Genomic DNA, 16,171 nt, shown 5'->3' with positions numbered 1-16,171 from the left:
TTGCTCACCCTGAGAGTTCTCATCGGAGACACGCCTCGTGAGCAGCTCACGAAACGGGCATCCGAACGCCAAGCTGGCCCCCAAGGCCGTCGTCGGTCGGGTCAGTCTTTATCTGAGGCAGTTGGAAACGCTCCAACTCCAGGGTCTGGACAAGATCTCGAGCCGCCAGCTCGGCGAGCCGTTCGGCATCAAAAATGCCCAGGTTCGCAAAGATCTCGCCTTTTTCGGCCAGTTTGGTCATCCGGGCATCGGCTATCACGTCGACGCTCTGATCTCGGTCTTGAGGGAGATCCTCGGGGTCGACAAGGATTGGCCGCTGGCCCTGGTCGGGCTCGGCAACCTCGGACGCGCGCTCTTGAAGTATCGTGGGTTCCGCTCGCGTCGGTTCCACATCGTGGCGATCTTCGACAACGACCCGCGGAAGATCGGCCAGGAGTTCGGAGGGATGATCGTCGAACCGATCGAGGCCCTGCGGAAGAGCATCGCCTCGCACAAGACGAGTCTCGCCCTCCTCTGCGTGCCGGCCGAATCCGCCCAGCAAGTGGCCGACCTGATGGTTGCGGGGGGGATTCGCGGAATCTTGAACTTCGCCCCAGCGCCGTTGTCGGTGCCGTCGCACGTCAACGTCGCGGCCGTCGACCTGAGCATCCAGCTCGAAAACCTCGCCTACAAGGTCCAAAAAACCCAGGAAGGCGTTTCTTACGGCGGCTAGTCTTCCCGTTGGGCGAGTCGGTCGCTAGAATGCTGGAACCTTTACCCGGTGGTGAAACGGTATCACAACAGGTTTTGGTCCTGTTTTTCCAGGTTCGAATCCTGGCCGGGTAGCTCTCGATACTCCTCCCTCCGCGACCGAGCACCAGCCACATCACTCAAGGTTCTGGATCACACCAGAATGCTTGGAATCCCCGAGGTTCGGCTGTTCCGAGGCGCAAAGCTTCGTGCAGCCCCGCGCTTCATCGTAAACCGCGAACTTCGCGGTCGGGTCGCTTGCTCTGGCGAGGAATACTCGGTTGAGGCCGAGATCTAGGCAAGGATCGGGACCACGCGCGGTTGCAGGCCCCCCGTGACGTGGACCTTGCCTGAGCCGTCCACGAACACGTTCACTTCGCTGCGAACGCCGAATTCCGGCAGATAAATCCCCGGCTCGACAGAGAAGCAGGTGCGGGGCAGGACCAATCGCTCATCGCGGGTTTCGAGGTCGTCCATATTGGCCCCGTTGCCATGAACTTCTTGACCGATGTTGTGGCCCGTTCGGTGGATGTAGTATTTCCCGTAGCCGGCGTCGGCGATGATTTTACGGGCTGCGTCGTCGACTTCGTACCCGCGCAGCGGTCGGCCCGCGGCGTAGGCGTCCTTGACGCAGGCGATCGCCGCGTCGCGCGCCGCGGCCACGACGGCGAAGATCGTCTCGTATTTCTCCGGAACGCTCGTGCCCACGAATCCGACGCGCGTGAGGTCGCTGTAAACGGCGCGAGGCTCGTCGACCTTCGCCCAAAGATCGATCAGCACGAACTCGCCAGCCTGAATGGCGGAATCTTCTCCGGCCTTCGGCTCATAGTGCGGGTCACCGCTGTGAGCGTTCGCCGAGACGTTCGGCGGACTGTAGGTCGTAAGTCCGTGCTTGCGAAAGTGTTCCAGGATCGCCGCCTGAACTTCGGTCTCGCGGATCGAGCCGCCGTCCCGCGTCCGATCGGCGATCAGCCGCCAGGCCAGGTCGAAGGCCGTCGTCGTTCCCGTCTCGGCCTGCTGGTGCAGGCTCCACTGGCGGTCGTCCCATGTCGCCTCGAAAAACTGGATCAGATCGCCCGAGGAGACGACTTCGACAGCCAACCCTCGCACAAATTCGATGGTTCCCGCATCGACCTTGGACACATAAGGATTGGAAAGATTAGGCGCATACTCCATCGCAACGCGTTTTCTTCCGGAAACTAACGCGGTGATGCCGGCCTCAAGATCTTGCCAGGCCATGTAAATGGTCTTGGAACCCGGCAGGTGTTCCAGGGCGCGGGGCTCGATCGCGTGTACGAGCTTCCTCGGTTCGCCCTCGGCCGGGATCATGTAAAAGAAGCGTCGCGAGCCCGGCGGGCGATCTTCGAGCCCCAGAATCCGCCGCGCCGGCAAGTTGCTGCCCCGGAAGTCGTACAAGAGCCAGCCGTCAACGCCGAACTCCCGAAGGCTCTTCTGGATCGACGCGAGATCGAACATGGGCTCGACTCCGAAAGCGAACCGTGAGACGAAGACCGCGCGCACGCTAAGACCCACGTCGCGCCCGAGCGTCGCTAATCTACAACAAGGTTCCGGCTTCCACCAGATCCTCGGAGTCACGACGTCGAACTCGTCCTATAGTAGAGACGGGGTCGAGCGAGGAAAAAAAAAGACGGCCGATTCGTGAGAATCGGCCGCCCTTGATGCTTATCTTGGTTGCGTATTCGCAAGTCGATCAGACGGAGCGCTTGCGGAGCACCCGAACGAGACCGGCCGCGGCCAGGCCGATGCCGGCCATGGCGATCGAGGCGGGTTCCGGAATCGAGGTCGGCGGCGCGTTGATGGTGATGGCCTCGCTCAAGCCGCCGAGGGACGACGACGTGATGGTGATCTGCACGCTGGCCGGGCTGGGGCCAAAACCGCCGAAGAGCGGGGTGAACGTGCCGAGGATGTAGATGTTGATGAATCCGCTCGTCGGAGTGCCGACGACGGTTCCGCTGGTCGCGGTGAACTTCCCGTAGGTCGCGTTCGTAAGCGTGAAGGCCGACAGGTTGGTGACGTCGACCGTGTTGGGACCGAAGTCGGTCGAGAGCGGAACCACCGAGAAATCACCGTTGCCCGGCTTCGAGACGAGCGTCTGGGCGGCCGTCACGGAGAGGTTGGGCACGGAGAGATCCAAGCTGTTCGACGTGAGGTCGCCGAAGCCGACCAGCGAGAGGGCGCCGGCAACTTCCGTGGCGGCCTGGGCAGGAACCGCGGCGAGAACGAACAGAGCCCCCGCCATGAGGGCGCGATGCAACTTAATCACTCAGTGTCTCCTTTGCTCTAGTAGGTGGGGACAGATCTCGAGGACAAATGGACCTGCTATTCCGAACAAGCAACGTAACATAACGAATCCGGACGCCGGTAGTCAATGGTCAAGATGCTCATCTTCACCGGCAACAAAAGAACCGCTTCTCCTCGTGGTTTCTTGGCAACAGGGTATCCATCTGGAAGTAAATTCCATCCTGATTCGATCCAGATGGGTTTATTAAGATCCCGATCACCGATCTCGACGCCTATTGCTTCCGTCGGCCGCAACATCCACATCGAAATCGGAGGTTCAGGCCCTGGGAGAGAGCGAGCTCGCGCCGGAGGCAGGTCGAAGCGTCCTCGGGGGCATGTCGTCGCACAAACCCCCGTACCTGATTACGAGACGCCGTACGACTCCGTGACAAGGGGAGAAAAATCTCCTCAAGAAACGCCGCCTTCATGACGACCCACGCTCGATGAGAACGCGCCAGGCCGACAGGGGGCCTCCGTTCGTCGCCGATCCAGACCGAAACTTCAAATCGAAGTTCAGGGGGTTTGCAGGGGTGTTCGTCGTCATCGCGACGATCCCGCTCAACCGGCGCTTAACGACGGCGTCGCCCGAATCTCAAGGCGAGCCGCGATTTCCATTGATGGAAAGATTACCGGGGTCCGGACTTGAACCGGAGACCTGCGGATTATGAGACCGCCGCTCTAACCAACTGAGCTACCCCGGCATGGCTTTGTGGTGAGTCTCGGAAGCTTGTCCGTAGCCCTCGCCATGACCATAATCCAACGCTACCAGACATCCGGCGCGACTTCAAGTTCAAGACGACCATTGGGAATGGTCGGCTTGTCTGGTTGGGAACGCTGGGTGGGTTGCCGGACTCTTCTCGCCCGAAACACGATTCCGATCGCCTCGACCCGGGGCTGATCATCAGGGAACCTTCAGGTTATGCCGCCACAATACATCTTCAGCATCGAAAATTTGTCGAAAGTCTATGCCAAAAAAGAAGTTCTGAAAAACGTCTGGCTCTCGTTCTACCCCGGGGCGAAGATCGGGGTGATCGGCGGCAACGGCTCGGGCAAAAGCACCTTGCTGCGGATCATGGCCGGCCTGGACTCCGATTTCGTCGGCACGGCACGACCCGCGACGGGGATTTCGATCGGCTACCTGCCCCAGGAGCCCGTGCTCGACGATCGGTTCGACGTGCGGGGCAACGTCGAACTCGCCGTGAAGCCGGTGCGCGACCTTCTAACCCGGTTCGACGCGATCAACGCCCGGCTCGGCGAAGGGCCCGACGCCGACGAGATGGACCGACTGCTCGAAGAGCAAGCCAACGTCCAGGACGGCATCGAGGCCGCCAATGGATGGGATCTTGACCGTCGGCTCGAAATCGCGATGGACGCCATGCGGCTTCCGCCGGGCGACGCCGAGGTTGCCACCCTTTCCGGCGGTGAGCGACGGCGCGTGGCTCTCTGCAAGATCCTCCTGGAGAGCCATGACATCCTGCTCCTCGACGAGCCGACCAACCATCTCGACGCCGAGAGCGTCGCCTGGCTTGAACGGCATCTCCAGGAGCACGCGGGGACGGTCATCCTGGTCACCCACGACCGCTACTTCCTCGACAACGTCGTGAAGTGGATCCTCGAACTCGACCGAGGGCAGGGGATTCCCTGGGAAGGCAACTACTCGTCGTGGCTGGAGCAGAAGCAGAGCCGGCTGGCGCTCGAGGAGAAGCACGAGAGCACGCGCCGCAAGAACCTGGCGCGCGAGCTGGAATGGGTGCGGATGTCGCCCCGGGCGCGCGTGGCCAAGAACCGGGCGCGACTCCAGCGGTATGAGCAACTCGCGGCGCAAGACTACGACAAGCGCGACGAGGCCGTCGTCATCCAGATCCCGGCCGGCCCGCACCTGGGCACGCTGGTCGTCGAGGCCGAGGGGGTCGCCAAGGGCTTCAACGATCGTCTCCTGTTCGAGGACATGAGTTTTCGGCTTCCTCCCGGCGGGATCGTCGGAGTCATCGGCCCCAACGGCGCGGGCAAGACGACGTTGTTCCGGATGATCGTCGGCCAGGAGAAGGCCGATCGCGGCGAATTGCGGGTCGGCGACTCGGTCGTCCCCTCGTACGTCGATCAGAACCGCGATTCCTTGAATCCGGAGAACACCATCTTCCAGGAGATCAGCGGCGGCCTCGACCAGATCATCCTCGGCAAGCGCAAGGTGCCGGCCCGCGCGTACGTCGCCGCCTTTAATTTCAAAGGCCCCGACCAGGAGAAGGTCGTCGGCAAGCTCTCCGGCGGCGAGCGCAACCGGGTCCATCTGGCCAAGCTCCTCAAGAGCGGCGGCAACCTGCTGTTGCTTGACGAGCCCACCAACGACCTCGACGTCGACATGCTCCGGGCCTTGGAAGAGGCGCTTATTGAATTCGGGGGATGCGCCGTTGTCATCAGCCACGATCGTTGGTTTCTGGACCGGGTCGCCACGCACATCCTCGCGTTCGAAGGCGACAGCCGCGTCGTCTGGTGCGACGGCAATTACGAAACCTATGAAGCCCAGCGCCACGAGCGTCTGGGGCTCGACGCCGATCAGCCCCACCGCATCAAGTACAAATCCCTGATGAGGTGAGCCGCCGACGGCTTCTCGACGCCTCGCGGACGGCCGATCGATCCGCGAGGCGTTTCCGTGCGCGGCATCGGGTTTGCCACGTCGGCTTGGTTCCAAAGCTGGAAGTGCTCGTACGGATCAACGAGGGAGGGTCGATGTCTTCAGCGCAGGATACGAAGGTCTCGCGAGTCTTTGCGGTCGTGAACGCGCATTCGGGGCAAGCGGCGCCGGAGCGCGTGATCCAGACCCTTCGAACGCATCTGGCTGCTCACGATCAAGACTGTGAGATCCACGAGACGCGGGAGCATGAGGATCTCACGTCGATCGTCCGCGACGCGGTGCGCGGCGGCTTCGATACGATCGTGGCGGCGGGCGGCGACGGCACCGTTTCGGCCGTGGCCAACGGCGTTGTGGGAACTGATGCGAGGCTGGCGATCCTTCCGCTTGGCACGACCAACGTTCTGGCGCGTGAACTCGGCGTGCCGCTCGACCTCGAAGCCGCCTGCGCGCTGATCTCGGGTCCGAACGGGACGGCGCACATCGACGGCATGAAAGTGGGGGAGTTCTGCTACTTCACGCAGGTCGGCGTGGGCGTCGACGCGCTCATGATCCACGACACCTCCGAGGTCGACAAGCGGCGGATGGGCGCATTCGCCTACGTGTGGACCATGACGAAAAATCTGCTGGGCTACAAGCCGCGCCGCATGACGATCACCGCCGACGATCGCAGCGTCCGCACGCGATCGCTTCAAGTGCTCCTGGCCAACTGCGGGGCGCTGGGCGTTTCAGGCCTTCGTTGGGGGCCTGACATTCAAGTCGACGACGGCCGGATCGACGTCTGCATCTTCCGGCCCAGATCTCCACTCGATTATCCGCGGATCGCCTGGAATTTCCTGGTCGGCAGACACGGCCAGGAAACCCGGCTGACCTACCTGAGGGCCTCGCGAAGCGTCCTTGTCCAAGCCAACGAGCCGCTTCCCGTCCAGGGCGACGGCGAAATCATCACCCAGACTCCGCTCACGGTTGAGATTGTTCCGCGGGCGGTCCGGGTCGTCGTCCCGGCGAAGATCGACGACAGGCAAGGCCAGAGCCGAACGCGTTGAAAGTCGTTCACCTTTCCGACATTCACGTCTGGCGATACACATGGAACGTCGGTCAGCTGGTCGGCGTCCGCGCCTGGTGGATGCTCGCGCTGCTGCGCGGCCGCGCCCATCAGTTTCAGCTCGAACGGGTCGACGAGGTCGTGGCGAGGGTAAGAAGCCTTAATCCTGATCATGTGCTCATTACGGGGGACTTGACGACGTCGGCCCTTCCCGACGAATTCGCCGACGCCAAGCGTCATCTTGCGCCCTTAATGGCGGATCGCGAGCGGATCACAATCTTGCCGGGCAATCACGATCGCGCGACCCGGCGGTCGTCGACGACGAATCGCTTCGAATCGGCCTTCGGCTTATACATGCCTCGGCTGACTTTTCCCTGGCTGCGTCGTCTCGACGACGAGACGGCGATTCTCGGGCTCGACGCGACGCGGTTCCACTACACGCCACGCGGACGGATTCCGACCGCGCAGCTCGACCAGGCCCGGGCACTGCTGACCGACGCCCCCGGGCGCCCCCGGCGGCTGATCGTCGCCAGCCACTACCCGATCGCGGCCCCGCCGCCTTACGAGCGCGAGCTGGCCGCCAAGCGTCTGGAAAACGCCGACGAACTGGCCGCATGGCTCGCGCGGGTGGGCCCGCACATATTCTGCTGCGGACATGTGCACGCCGCCTGGGCTTTCCGGCCGAGAGAGCTTCCCGACCAGCTCTGTCTCAACGCCGGCGCCCCGCTCTATCGCGACCCCGCCGCCCTCCAGCCGCCGGGCTTCCTGGAGATCGATCTCGACGCGGACAGGGTTAAAGTCGTCCATCAGGCGTGGGACGGCACGGAATGGAAGCCGATCGTCATGGTCGACGAGCGCGTCTTCGGCAAGGCTTGATCACGGTTCGACTCGTCTGAGCCGTCACGATCGACGAGATCAAGGTCGGCAAGCGTAGCGTTCAGTCGTCTCAGGAATCGTCGGCGACGTGGCGCATTGATGTGATTTCAAAGCCCTGGCGAGCAATGGTCGCACCGGCCGCAGGCTCCGACGGGCTCGTCGTCCTGGCCGAAGTAGTCCAGCACGACGCGCCAGCGGCAATCACGCGACTCGGCGTACTCGACCATCCGCTGGAGATTCAGGCGGTCGATTTCGTCGCGTTCCTCGTAGCGGCTCGCCAGCCGCGACATGTCGTCGAGCGTCAACTCGGGACGGAGCAAATGCAACCGCCCCGAGAGGTCTTCCTTGACGATTCCCGCCGCTCGAAAGACGTTCAGCGCGCTCTTGAATCGCGTGCGCGGCAAGGGCGAGACCAGCTCAAGCTCGTCGAATCGAGGAGGCGACTCGGCCAGCCTCTTGAGTGCGTGATGCGCGTTGACCAGGTCTTCCGACGAGGGATAGCGCCCGGCCTGGAAGAACGCGTGGAGCTTCCGGTCCTCGGGTCGATAGATCAAGGTGCAAGTCGCCGGTTCGCCGTCGCGGCCCGCCCGACCGAACTCCTGGTAGAACGACTCGATCGTGCCGGGAAGATGGGTGTGGATCACGTACCGGATGTCGGGCTTGTCGATTCCCAGGCCGAACGCGTTGGTCGCGACCATGATCGGGACCTCGCCTTTCATGAACCGATCTTGATTCGTCGCGCGGTCGACGGTCTTCATCCGGCCGTGGTACGCGACGACGCGAAAGCCCCGCTCGGCGAGTTGTTCGGTCAAGCTCTCGACCGCTTTGACGGTCGCGGCGTAGACGACGCCCGACGATTCGCCGTCGCCCAGCAACTCGACGAGGCGATCGAACTTCTCGACTTCCTCGGTGACCGAGACGACCGCGAGCCGGAGATTGGGGCGGTAAAACCCCGTGTGGACGACCGCGGCGTCGGGAATGCGAAGCTGCTTGAGGACGTCCTCGACGACGTCGGCGGTCGCCGTGGCCGTCAGAGCGAGCACCGTGGGGCGGCCGAGGTCTTCGATCACTGCGCCCAGCGCCAGGTATTCCGGACGGAAGTCATGCCCCCATTGGCTGACGCAATGCGCCTCGTCAACGACGAACAGATCAAGCTGCGCGGCTCGCAGCAACGTGCGGAACTCGGGGTCGGCGAGTTGCTCGGGAGTCGTGTAAATGAAGCCGTGAAACCCGTTCTTGATCCGCTCCTCCGCCTCCTCGCGCTGGGCGGCGGTGAGCGTGCTGTTGATCGCCATCGCCTCGAAGCCTCGACTTTCGAGGGCCTCGGTCTGATCTTTCATCAAGGCGATCAACGGGCTGACCACGACCGTCGCCCCGGGAAGCTCAAGGCCGGGGAGCTGAAAGCATAGGCTCTTGCCCGATCCCGTGGGCATGACGACCAGCGTATCGCGACCATCCATCGCCGACTGCACGGCGCGTCGCTGCCCGGGCCGGAAGGAACGGAAGCCGAAGTGGATGCGCAACCGCTGCACGAGACCGTCCCGGCGGGCGGGCGTCGGCTCACGATCCATAGCCTCTGGCATGATCACTCCCATCGCTGCGCCATGAGGAACCGGCTCGCTCCGCCACGGCCGCAGCCGACTCAATCGGGCAACGGCCGTCCCTTGGTTTCGGGGGCGAACCAGATCAGTACGAGACCGACGACGTAAATCAAGCTGGTGACCGCCAGGCTGGCCGGAAGGTCGCTGCGGAACCGGTCGAGCATCGCGCCGGTCAGGGCCAGAGTGCCGATTCCGGCGAAAATCCGGCCGAAGTTGTAGGCGATTCCCTGGGCGGTCGCCCGGATGCGGGTCGGGAACAGTTCCGGCAGGTAGAGCGGGGCCCAGCCGTAGAACGCCGCGGTGGTGAGCCCCACGGCGAACACGCCGGCCAGGAACCCCGGACCGAACGTCTGGGGCGTGCGGAATAGCCAGCCGGTCGATGCCAGCGAGAGCAGACACAACAGGAAGTAGGTCGGCCGGCGGCCGTGCCGCCTCGAGAACAGGGCGGCGGCCAAGGCTCCGATGCAGGCCCCGATCGCCGCGACGATCTGGGAATACTCCTTGGCGCCGGCTCGCTCCGGCCCAGCCAGAGTGACAGCCCAAAGCGGAATCCATTGGACCGCCCCCCAGGTGCCGAGCAGGGCGACGCCCGTCAGCAACGTGGCGATCACGCAACGCCAGCGCGTCGCAGGGGCCAGGGGCTCCCATGGCCGGACCGGCTCGGCGTCGGCCACGGCGGCTTCCCAGCGGGCCGATTCCGGGACCCAGAGACGGATCATGAACACCAGGAACGCCGGCACGACGCCGATGAACATCAACGGCCGCCAGCTCGTCGTCGCCTGGCCGGAGAGGACGTTCACGCCCAGGCTGGTCAAGGCGATGAGCAGGTAGCCGAGGTTCCCCATCGCTCCGATCACCCCGGCCAGGAGGGGGCGCGCCGAGGCCGGCCAGATTTCCATCACCAGGGCGACGCCCAGGCTCCACTCCCCCCCCATCCCGACCGCCGCCAGAAACCGCGACGCCGCCAGGTGCCAGACCGACGTCGAGAAGCCCCCCAGCCCGGTCAGCAGGGTGTAGGTCAGGATCGTCAGGGTCAGGGCCCTGGTGCGGCCGATCCGGTCGCCGAGCCAGCCGAACAGGAACCCTCCGGACGCCGCGCCGAACAGGAACAGGGCGTTCAGGATCGCGTTCCACTGGCCGACCGCCGTCGCCAGGGCCGTCGCCGCCGCGGCCGAGTCGGCGCCCGGCCCCAGCGTCGCGGCGACTCCCGGACTGAGCAACTCCCGGAGCGCCGGGTACGCGACCAGCGGGTGGAGCCCCATCTCGAAGCCGTCGAACATCCAGCCCAGCGAGGCGGCCAGCAGGGCCAGCCAGCGCCCGCGTCGGAAGGCGTCGGCCGGGGGCGGGGCGAGAGCCGTCGAGTACAGGCCGGAGGCGTCGGAAGTGGGGTCGTGGTTCATTCGCTGGGTCTCCTCGGATCTCTGCTCGCCGTCGTCCGCCGGTCAGTAACCGAGGCCGGGGCCGCTCAGTAGGCCGGTCTGGATCACGCCGTCGCGGGGGTGGAAAACGCCCGCAAAGCGGTCTTCCCACCTGCGGTTGGCCGCCGGGCAGTACTGCCGGCCGTTCCCCTCGATCGCCTCGACCCCGGGGATTCGGGCGGCGAGTCCGGCCGAGTGCAGGAACGACGCCCCCGGGCAGGTCAGGTCCTGGACACACAGAAACAGGCCGTGCTTGCGGGCGTAAGCGGCCATCAGGAGGGCCTGGCCGTGCCCCTTGCAGGTCTTCAGGGCGACGCCCGAGTAGCCGCGCTGGCGGGCCAACAGCAGGCTGTCGAGCCCCGTCAGCGACTCATCGATCACCACCGGACGGACGGCCGCGACCCGGTGCATGTCGGCCTCGGGGTGGGCGTTCAGGTCGCGGGCGGTCGGCTGCTCGACGTACTGGATCTTCTCGAGCGCCCCAGGCGACTCGGCGCGGAGCCGGTCGAACAGGTCGAGGACCTGCTCGGGCCGGTCGCAGCGCTCGTTGAAGTCGAGCGAGAACCGCCAGCCGGCCCAACCGCGACGCCGGCCGGCCTCCTCGGCGATCCGATCCACGTCGAGCACCCGTTGGGCGTCCCAGGCCGGATCGTCGCCGCTGAGCTTGATCTTGAGGTGCGTCAGGCCGTCGCGGTCGATCCAGTCGGCCAGGGTCTCCGGAAGGCCGTCGCCGATCGGCCGGACGACGTCGGCGGCCGACAGCGGGTCCATCGCCCCGACCAGGTGGTAGAGGGGGAAGGTCGGCCGGGGCGCGGGGCTGACGTAGCGGTCGAGGAACTCGCCCTGGAACTCGGGCGTCAGGTAGTGGGAGAGGTCGCGGGCGACGAAGTCGGGGCCGTAGCAGGCGTAGACGGACCGCCCGTGAACCTTGCCGTAGGCGTCGTGAAGGGCGGCGTCGACGGACGAGGCCGCCACCAGGGCCATCAGCTTGGGCATCGGCTCGGAGAGACCCAGTTCGCCGATCACCTCGTCCGCGAGGGTTCCAAGTGCGTGCTCCAGGTCGTTCCCGATATCGAGCGGGTGGCCGGCGTCGGGGTACGAGGCCAGCCAGCGCGAGGCCGATTGGGCCAGCCGGCGGACGGCCTCGGCGGCGGCAACCGGGGCGATATTCGGCGACGGCCATCCCCAGACGTTGCCCAGCGGCATCGACCCATGGCCGACGGCCCGCCGACCATCGGCCGTCTCGACCGTGACGGCGACGTTGACGATCTGGCTGCCGTCCACGACCCGCCCGCCGAACTTCAAGGGGGTCCGGAAGGGGGTGTCCTCGAACTCGCAGCTCACGTCCTTGACGCGGGCGTCGTTGACCTGGGGCATGGAGCTTGGTGTCCAGAAGAGCGGGGAACGGGGGAGCGGCGACTTTGCCGAAGGCCCAGTTTCTCAGAGGCCGGGGGCGGATGACAGACGGTCGTCGGGCGGTGGCGTCGAAAAGTCCGGCGGCCGCGCTGGCTCGACGGGGCCTTGCGGCCCGCCGGCCGGGCGTCGACAATCGGGCGGTACCAGGCTTTCGGAGCGGAAAGCGGCTACGGAACGAGGCTTCAAGGAGATCATCCTGTGCGGGTTTTGATGACTGGCGGATACGGCTGCATCGGTTCGTGGGCGGCGAAGCAACTGGTCGAAGAGGGCCATCAGGTCTGGATTTACGACCTCGCCGAGGACACTCACCGGCTCGACCTCGTCCTCGACCCCGAGCGCAAGGCCGAGGTCCGCTTCGTCCAGGGCGACGTCTCCGATCCCGAGGCCGTACTCAAGGCCGTGGTGGACTGCCGGGCGACCCACCTGCTGCACCTGGCGGGTCTGCAGACGCCCACCTGCCGGGCCAACCCGATCCTCGGGGCCAAGGTCAACGTGATCGGGACCCTGGCGGTTTTCGAGGCGGCGGCGGCCCTCCCGGATCAGGTCGAGCGGGTGGTCTACGCCAGTTCGGCGGCGGTTCACGGCCCGCCCGAGGCCGGCTCGACCGGCCCTCTGGCCGACGAGATCCGCCTGGCCCCGCTGACGCATTATGGCGCTTACAAGGTTTGTAACGAGTTGAACGCCCGCGTCTACTGGCTCGACAAGGGGATCACCAGCGTCGGGCTTCGCCCCTGGACGGTCTACGGCGTGGGACGCGACTTCGGGATGACCAGCGAGCCGACCAAGGCGATCAAGTCGGTCGCGGCGGGCCGGCCGTATCAGATCAGCTACGGCGGTTATCAAGATCTGCAATACGTCGGCGACGTCGCCGCCACGTTCGTCCTCGCCCTGAACCGCCCGTTCAAGGGGGCCGAGGCGTTCAACCTGCGGGGGGCCGTCGAGCCCATCGAGGCGTTCGTCGAGACTCTGGTTCAAGAAGTTCCCGCGGCGGGTCCTCTGGTCAGCCACGGCGACCGTCAGCTTCCGATCGCCCCCAGCCTCGACGACGCCCGGCTTCAGGCCACCCTGGGGCCGATCCCCCGGACCCCGCTTCGGGAAGGGATCGCCGAGACCTACCGGCGGTTCGAGGCCCTGCATCGCGAGGGCCGGCTCGATCTGTCCGATCTCGGTTGATTCGGACGGGCCCGGTCGTCGCCGATCGGGCCCGTCCTTCTCGATTCGATTCGATTCAACGCGTCTCGTCACCCCGCCTTGGCCTTCGCCTTGGCGGCCGCGGCCGGCTTGGTCGCGGCCGGGGCGGCCTGGGTCGGAACCGGCGGATACAGGTCCTTGGGCATCGGCTTGACTTCGATCTTGGCCGCCTTGCGGGCTTCGGTCAGAAGGTTCTTCTGAAGCTCGCCGGCGTAGACCGTCGTGACGTACGGCTTGTTCTGCTCAAGGTCGACCGGGCGGCCTTCCTTGCGGTCGGTCACCTGGATCAGGTGGTAGCCGTAGGGGGTCTCGACCGGGTTGGAGACCGATCCCTTCTTGAGCTTGAACGCGACGTCCGTGAACTCGGGGATGAAGCCGCTGCTCAGGTTGAAGAAGTCGAGGTCGCCGCCGCCGCCGCCGGCGTTGGCCGGGTCTTCCGAAAACTTGTTGGCGGCCTCGGCGAAGGTGATCTTGCTGGTCTCGATGTCGTTCTTGATCGCCGTCAGCTTCTGCTTCACCTTCTCCTTGTCCGCCGCCGAGGCGTTGGGATCGGTCTTCAGCAGGATGTGGCTGGCGCGGATCTGGGTGCCGCTGAACAGGTCGTGGTGGTCGGCCACGTACCGCTTCAGCTCGGCGTCGGTCGCCTTGAGGGTGACGTACTGGATCCAGCGGAGTCGGTCCTGGATCTCCTTGCGGATCTCCTCCGGCGAGAAGCCGTTTTCTCGGAGGGTCGACTCCAGGCTCTTGCCCTCGGACTTGAGCCCCTGTTCGAGCTTCGCCAACTCCTCGTCGATCTTGGCGGGGGGGATCGTGATTCGCTGGCGGTTGAGGAACTGGGTCACCAGCTTGGTGTTGACCAGCGTGTCGACGGCGTCGCGGTAGACCTGCTCGCGATCCTCGGAGGCCGGGATCGGGTAGCGGGTGATGATGTTGAAGACGTCGCCCTTGGTGATCTTCTCGGTCACGTCGTTGTACGACACCGTGGCGACCACCTCGCCCGCGTTGGCGATGAGCGGCGCGTTCGCCGCCGCCGCCGGGGCGGGCGCGGCGCCCGGCTTCTGCGCGGGCGCGGTCTGGGCGCGAGCCGTCTCGGCGCCGATGAACACCCCCGTCGCCGCCAACGTCGCCAGACCGGTAAGGACTATCCTGCGCATCGAACGGATCTCCCTGTCGAAAGCGATTCTGCGGATTCCAACTCGGTTTCCGATCAAGCCGATTCTCGGCGGCTTGACGGAAAAAGGCGAGTCGGCCGATTCTGGGGATTATACGAATTCCAGCGGATTCCGCCGCGCGACTTGACCGAGAATCCTCCGACCCATCCACACGCCTCCCGCCCGTCCCAGCCCCCCGGACGATTGGGTTCGATCGCGCCGAAATCACCCGTCGCAGACCCCTCTCGACTCCCTCGCAACGCCCCCGAACCCCCGTCGCAACGGCCTCCCGCCCTCCCCCCGCCGCCACGCCGGAATTGGGTTCGTTCGTCGCTCCCACGGCCGTCGTGCGCAAGACGTAAAGCCTTTACTGATAAGCTTTTTGTGTGCAGTTTCCAATTTGGCTTCGTTCGGCCGGGAAACCGGCGATTGGGATCGTTCAAGCGACCCGATTCCGCTCCCCCAGACCCACCAGAGCGGCCTCCCTCGATCACCAACCCGCCCCTCCGAAAATTGGGTTCGTTCGGCCCCGTTTTCCGCATCGATCCCGGCCCGGCTCTCTTCCCCAATCGCCCTCCCACTCGGACGCCCCCCCGGATAGAGGAAGTGCCCAGGGCGCGCAGACTCTCCCTCTCCTTAACTTACGACCCAAACGGCAAGCCGGAGGTGAATTCCGAGAGTCCTCGCCTTGACTTTCAAAAAAAGGGGGGCCTAGACGGAAGAGCGGAGGCACGCGAAACCGGCCTGCCCGTGTCCAAGGGATGCGTATTTCCAACGGAGGTGGGGCTAGATCGATCACGCTGATCGTGAGGGCGACCTCAGCACTTCCGCCGTCACAGGACCTCCTGCGGCACGCCGGCTCTTCCCGCATTCACAGCGAAGTGAACAGCGTTGGAGTTCGCCGTGGCTCCAGGCGGCTCGCGCCGATGACGTGCTCTTCGACATGGATCCATAACACCGGAGAACGCTCGAATGTCCCGCCATGTAGTCAGGATCGTTTTGCTTCTTGTCGCCGCCACCGTTGGAACCGGGAATCGCGAGGCGTCTGCCGGATTCCTGATCGGCAGCACCTTTCATGTCGTGGGAACTAATACTCCTACCACGTTTACTCAAGACGTCGTCTTATCAGTCGGGACGACCTTGATCGATGGGGACCGGCTCACGCTCACTCAGAGCTTTTTCCACATAGGCAATTCCGACTGGCTCAACCTGCGGTTCGAGGCGACGCAGGGCCTGCTCTCGACCAACAGAAATATTCCATGGGGAATGAACGTTTCCAACGTCCAACTGACAACCCCGGAACTGTACTCCGCCAAGATGGCGTACTGGACCATCGCGGGAGAGCCGGCCGAACCAATCTATCCTTTCGGCCAGTTCAGGCCGATACTTCCCAACCCCCTCGATCCGGAAGGACGCAATGTCTACCTTGCCTATCTCCAAGGGACCAATTTAGTGACCTCCCTGACGCAAAATGCCGGTCCGTTCACTCCTAGTTACTCGAATATCCTTGATGGAGGAATGGACCCAGGTAAGGTGACCGGTTTCAATATGGCCTTTCAGATAACCCCGGCCGTTCCCGAGCCAAGCTCGGTGGTGAGCGGCGTGATGGGAGGCGTGATCCTCGCGCTTGTCAAACTCCGCCGTTCCCGCGCCGCCGGCGCTCGAGTTCTTGGTCGGAATCGAATTTAGGCCCGGGAAAGATCGCATGGTGACGAGGCGCGGACGACGCGCCGGGATCGAGGATCGATTTACCTATTGCAGCCGGCCTCGTGAGGCCGGCTGCTCGTATCGGGCAGCCGCCCTGCGATCCCTCC

General features: G+C 64.8%; 12 protein-coding genes and 2 tRNA genes. 7 read left to right on the top strand and 7 right to left on the bottom strand.

What is annotated here, in order from left to right; all coding sequences use genetic code 11:
- Positions 1-37 precede the first annotated feature (37 nt).
- Together BSF38_RS05615 and BSF38_RS05610 are read left to right on the top strand one after the other, a co-directional pair.
- Positions 38-712 (top strand): redox-sensing transcriptional repressor Rex, encoded by a 675-nt coding sequence (locus tag BSF38_RS05615; protein ID WP_076343835.1) that lies wholly within the window; start codon positions 38-40, stop codon positions 710-712.
- 42 nt (positions 713-754) lie between these two features.
- Positions 755-825, top strand: a tRNA-Gln gene (locus tag BSF38_RS05610).
- A gap of 198 nt (positions 826-1,023) precedes the next feature.
- Here the strand turns inward: BSF38_RS05610 and BSF38_RS05605 are convergent.
- The 3 genes from BSF38_RS05605 to BSF38_RS05595 form a co-directional block, all read right to left on the bottom strand.
- The gene (locus BSF38_RS05605; RefSeq protein WP_076343834.1) at positions 1,024-2,205 is read right to left on the bottom strand and encodes a M24 family metallopeptidase; all 1,182 of its coding nucleotides are present in this window, start codon (positions 2,203-2,205) and stop codon (positions 1,024-1,026) included.
- Positions 2,206-2,440: 235 nt separating this feature from the next.
- Complete coding sequence (locus BSF38_RS05600) at positions 2,441-3,013, bottom strand: PEP-CTERM sorting domain-containing protein (RefSeq protein WP_145951986.1); 573 nt, start codon at positions 3,011-3,013, stop codon at positions 2,441-2,443.
- Between the two features lie 644 nt (positions 3,014-3,657).
- A tRNA-Met gene (locus tag BSF38_RS05595) sits at positions 3,658-3,731 on the bottom strand.
- Between the two features lie 218 nt (positions 3,732-3,949).
- Here BSF38_RS05595 and ettA point away from each other — a divergent pair.
- The 3 genes from ettA to BSF38_RS05580 all read left to right on the top strand — a co-directional run bounded on the left by ettA (position 3,950) and on the right by BSF38_RS05580 (position 7,580).
- Positions 3,950-5,623 (top strand): energy-dependent translational throttle protein EttA, encoded by a 1,674-nt coding sequence (ettA, locus tag BSF38_RS05590; RefSeq protein ID WP_076343832.1) that lies wholly within the window; start codon positions 3,950-3,952, stop codon positions 5,621-5,623.
- 134 nt (positions 5,624-5,757) lie between these two features.
- Positions 5,758-6,705 (top strand): diacylglycerol/lipid kinase family protein, encoded by a 948-nt coding sequence (locus BSF38_RS05585; protein ID WP_076343831.1) that lies wholly within the window; start codon positions 5,758-5,760, stop codon positions 6,703-6,705.
- Positions 6,702-7,580 carry a metallophosphoesterase family protein gene (locus BSF38_RS05580; RefSeq protein ID WP_076343830.1) on the top strand — a complete coding sequence of 293 codons (879 nt, stop codon included), beginning with the start codon at positions 6,702-6,704 and terminating at the stop codon, positions 7,578-7,580. Before BSF38_RS05585 ends, BSF38_RS05580 begins: the two co-directional genes overlap by 4 nt.
- Before the next feature lie 107 nt (positions 7,581-7,687).
- Here BSF38_RS05580 and BSF38_RS05575 read toward each other — a convergent pair whose 3' ends face one another.
- From BSF38_RS05575 to BSF38_RS05565, 3 genes are read right to left on the bottom strand one after another with little or no spacing between them, the layout of a single operon-like run.
- Complete coding sequence (locus BSF38_RS05575) at positions 7,688-9,163, bottom strand: RecQ family ATP-dependent DNA helicase (RefSeq protein ID WP_237170752.1); 1,476 nt, start codon at positions 9,161-9,163, stop codon at positions 7,688-7,690.
- A gap of 59 nt (positions 9,164-9,222) precedes the next feature.
- Complete coding sequence (locus tag BSF38_RS05570; protein ID WP_083712716.1) at positions 9,223-10,581, bottom strand: MFS transporter; 1,359 nt, start codon at positions 10,579-10,581, stop codon at positions 9,223-9,225.
- 42 nt (positions 10,582-10,623) lie between these two features.
- A complete protein-coding gene (locus tag BSF38_RS05565) occupies positions 10,624-11,976 on the bottom strand; it encodes a mandelate racemase/muconate lactonizing enzyme family protein (RefSeq protein WP_076343828.1) in 1,353 nt (450 codons plus the stop codon).
- A gap of 237 nt (positions 11,977-12,213) precedes the next feature.
- Here BSF38_RS05565 and BSF38_RS05560 point away from each other — a divergent pair, with 237 nt between their 5' ends.
- On the top strand, positions 12,214-13,188 hold the full coding sequence (locus tag BSF38_RS05560) for an NAD-dependent epimerase/dehydratase family protein (protein ID WP_237170751.1): 975 nt from the start codon (positions 12,214-12,216) through the stop codon (positions 13,186-13,188).
- Between the two features lie 68 nt (positions 13,189-13,256).
- On the opposite strand, the gene BSF38_RS05555 is transcribed toward BSF38_RS05560, so the two are convergent.
- The gene (locus tag BSF38_RS05555; RefSeq protein WP_083712715.1) at positions 13,257-14,360 is read right to left on the bottom strand and encodes a peptidylprolyl isomerase; all 1,104 of its coding nucleotides are present in this window, start codon (positions 14,358-14,360) and stop codon (positions 13,257-13,259) included.
- A 969-nt stretch (positions 14,361-15,329) separates the two neighbouring features.
- On the opposite strand from BSF38_RS05555, the gene BSF38_RS05550 reads away from it, so the two are divergent.
- Positions 15,330-16,046 carry a hypothetical protein gene (locus BSF38_RS05550; protein WP_076343825.1) on the top strand — a complete coding sequence of 239 codons (717 nt, stop codon included), beginning with the start codon at positions 15,330-15,332 and terminating at the stop codon, positions 16,044-16,046.
- Positions 16,047-16,171: the final 125 nt, after the last annotated feature.

This window comes from Paludisphaera borealis (genome assembly GCF_001956985.1).
Taxonomy (GTDB): domain Bacteria; phylum Planctomycetota; class Planctomycetia; order Isosphaerales; family Isosphaeraceae; genus Paludisphaera; species Paludisphaera borealis.
The sequence above is the reverse complement of the archived record's forward strand: the minus strand, read 5'-3'. Positions and strand labels throughout refer to the sequence as shown.

Coding starts and splice junctions, on each gene's coding strand:
- BSF38_RS05605 (WP_076343834.1), bottom strand. CDS start 2,205: ATGTTCGATCTCGCGTCGATCCAGAAGAGCCTTCGGGAGTTCGGCGTT.
- ettA (WP_076343832.1), top strand. CDS start 3,950: ATGCCGCCACAATACATCTTCAGCATCGAAAATTTGTCGAAAGTCTAT.
- BSF38_RS05585 (WP_076343831.1), top strand. CDS start 5,758: ATGTCTTCAGCGCAGGATACGAAGGTCTCGCGAGTCTTTGCGGTCGTG.
- BSF38_RS05575 (WP_237170752.1), bottom strand. CDS start 9,163: ATGCCAGAGGCTATGGATCGTGAGCCGACGCCCGCCCGCCGGGACGGT.
- BSF38_RS05570 (WP_083712716.1), bottom strand. CDS start 10,581: ATGAACCACGACCCCACTTCCGACGCCTCCGGCCTGTACTCGACGGCT.
- BSF38_RS05565 (WP_076343828.1), bottom strand. CDS start 11,976: ATGCCCCAGGTCAACGACGCCCGCGTCAAGGACGTGAGCTGCGAGTTC.
- BSF38_RS05555 (WP_083712715.1), bottom strand. CDS start 14,360: ATGCGCAGGATAGTCCTTACCGGTCTGGCGACGTTGGCGGCGACGGGG.
- BSF38_RS05550 (WP_076343825.1), top strand. CDS start 15,330: ATGTCCCGCCATGTAGTCAGGATCGTTTTGCTTCTTGTCGCCGCCACC.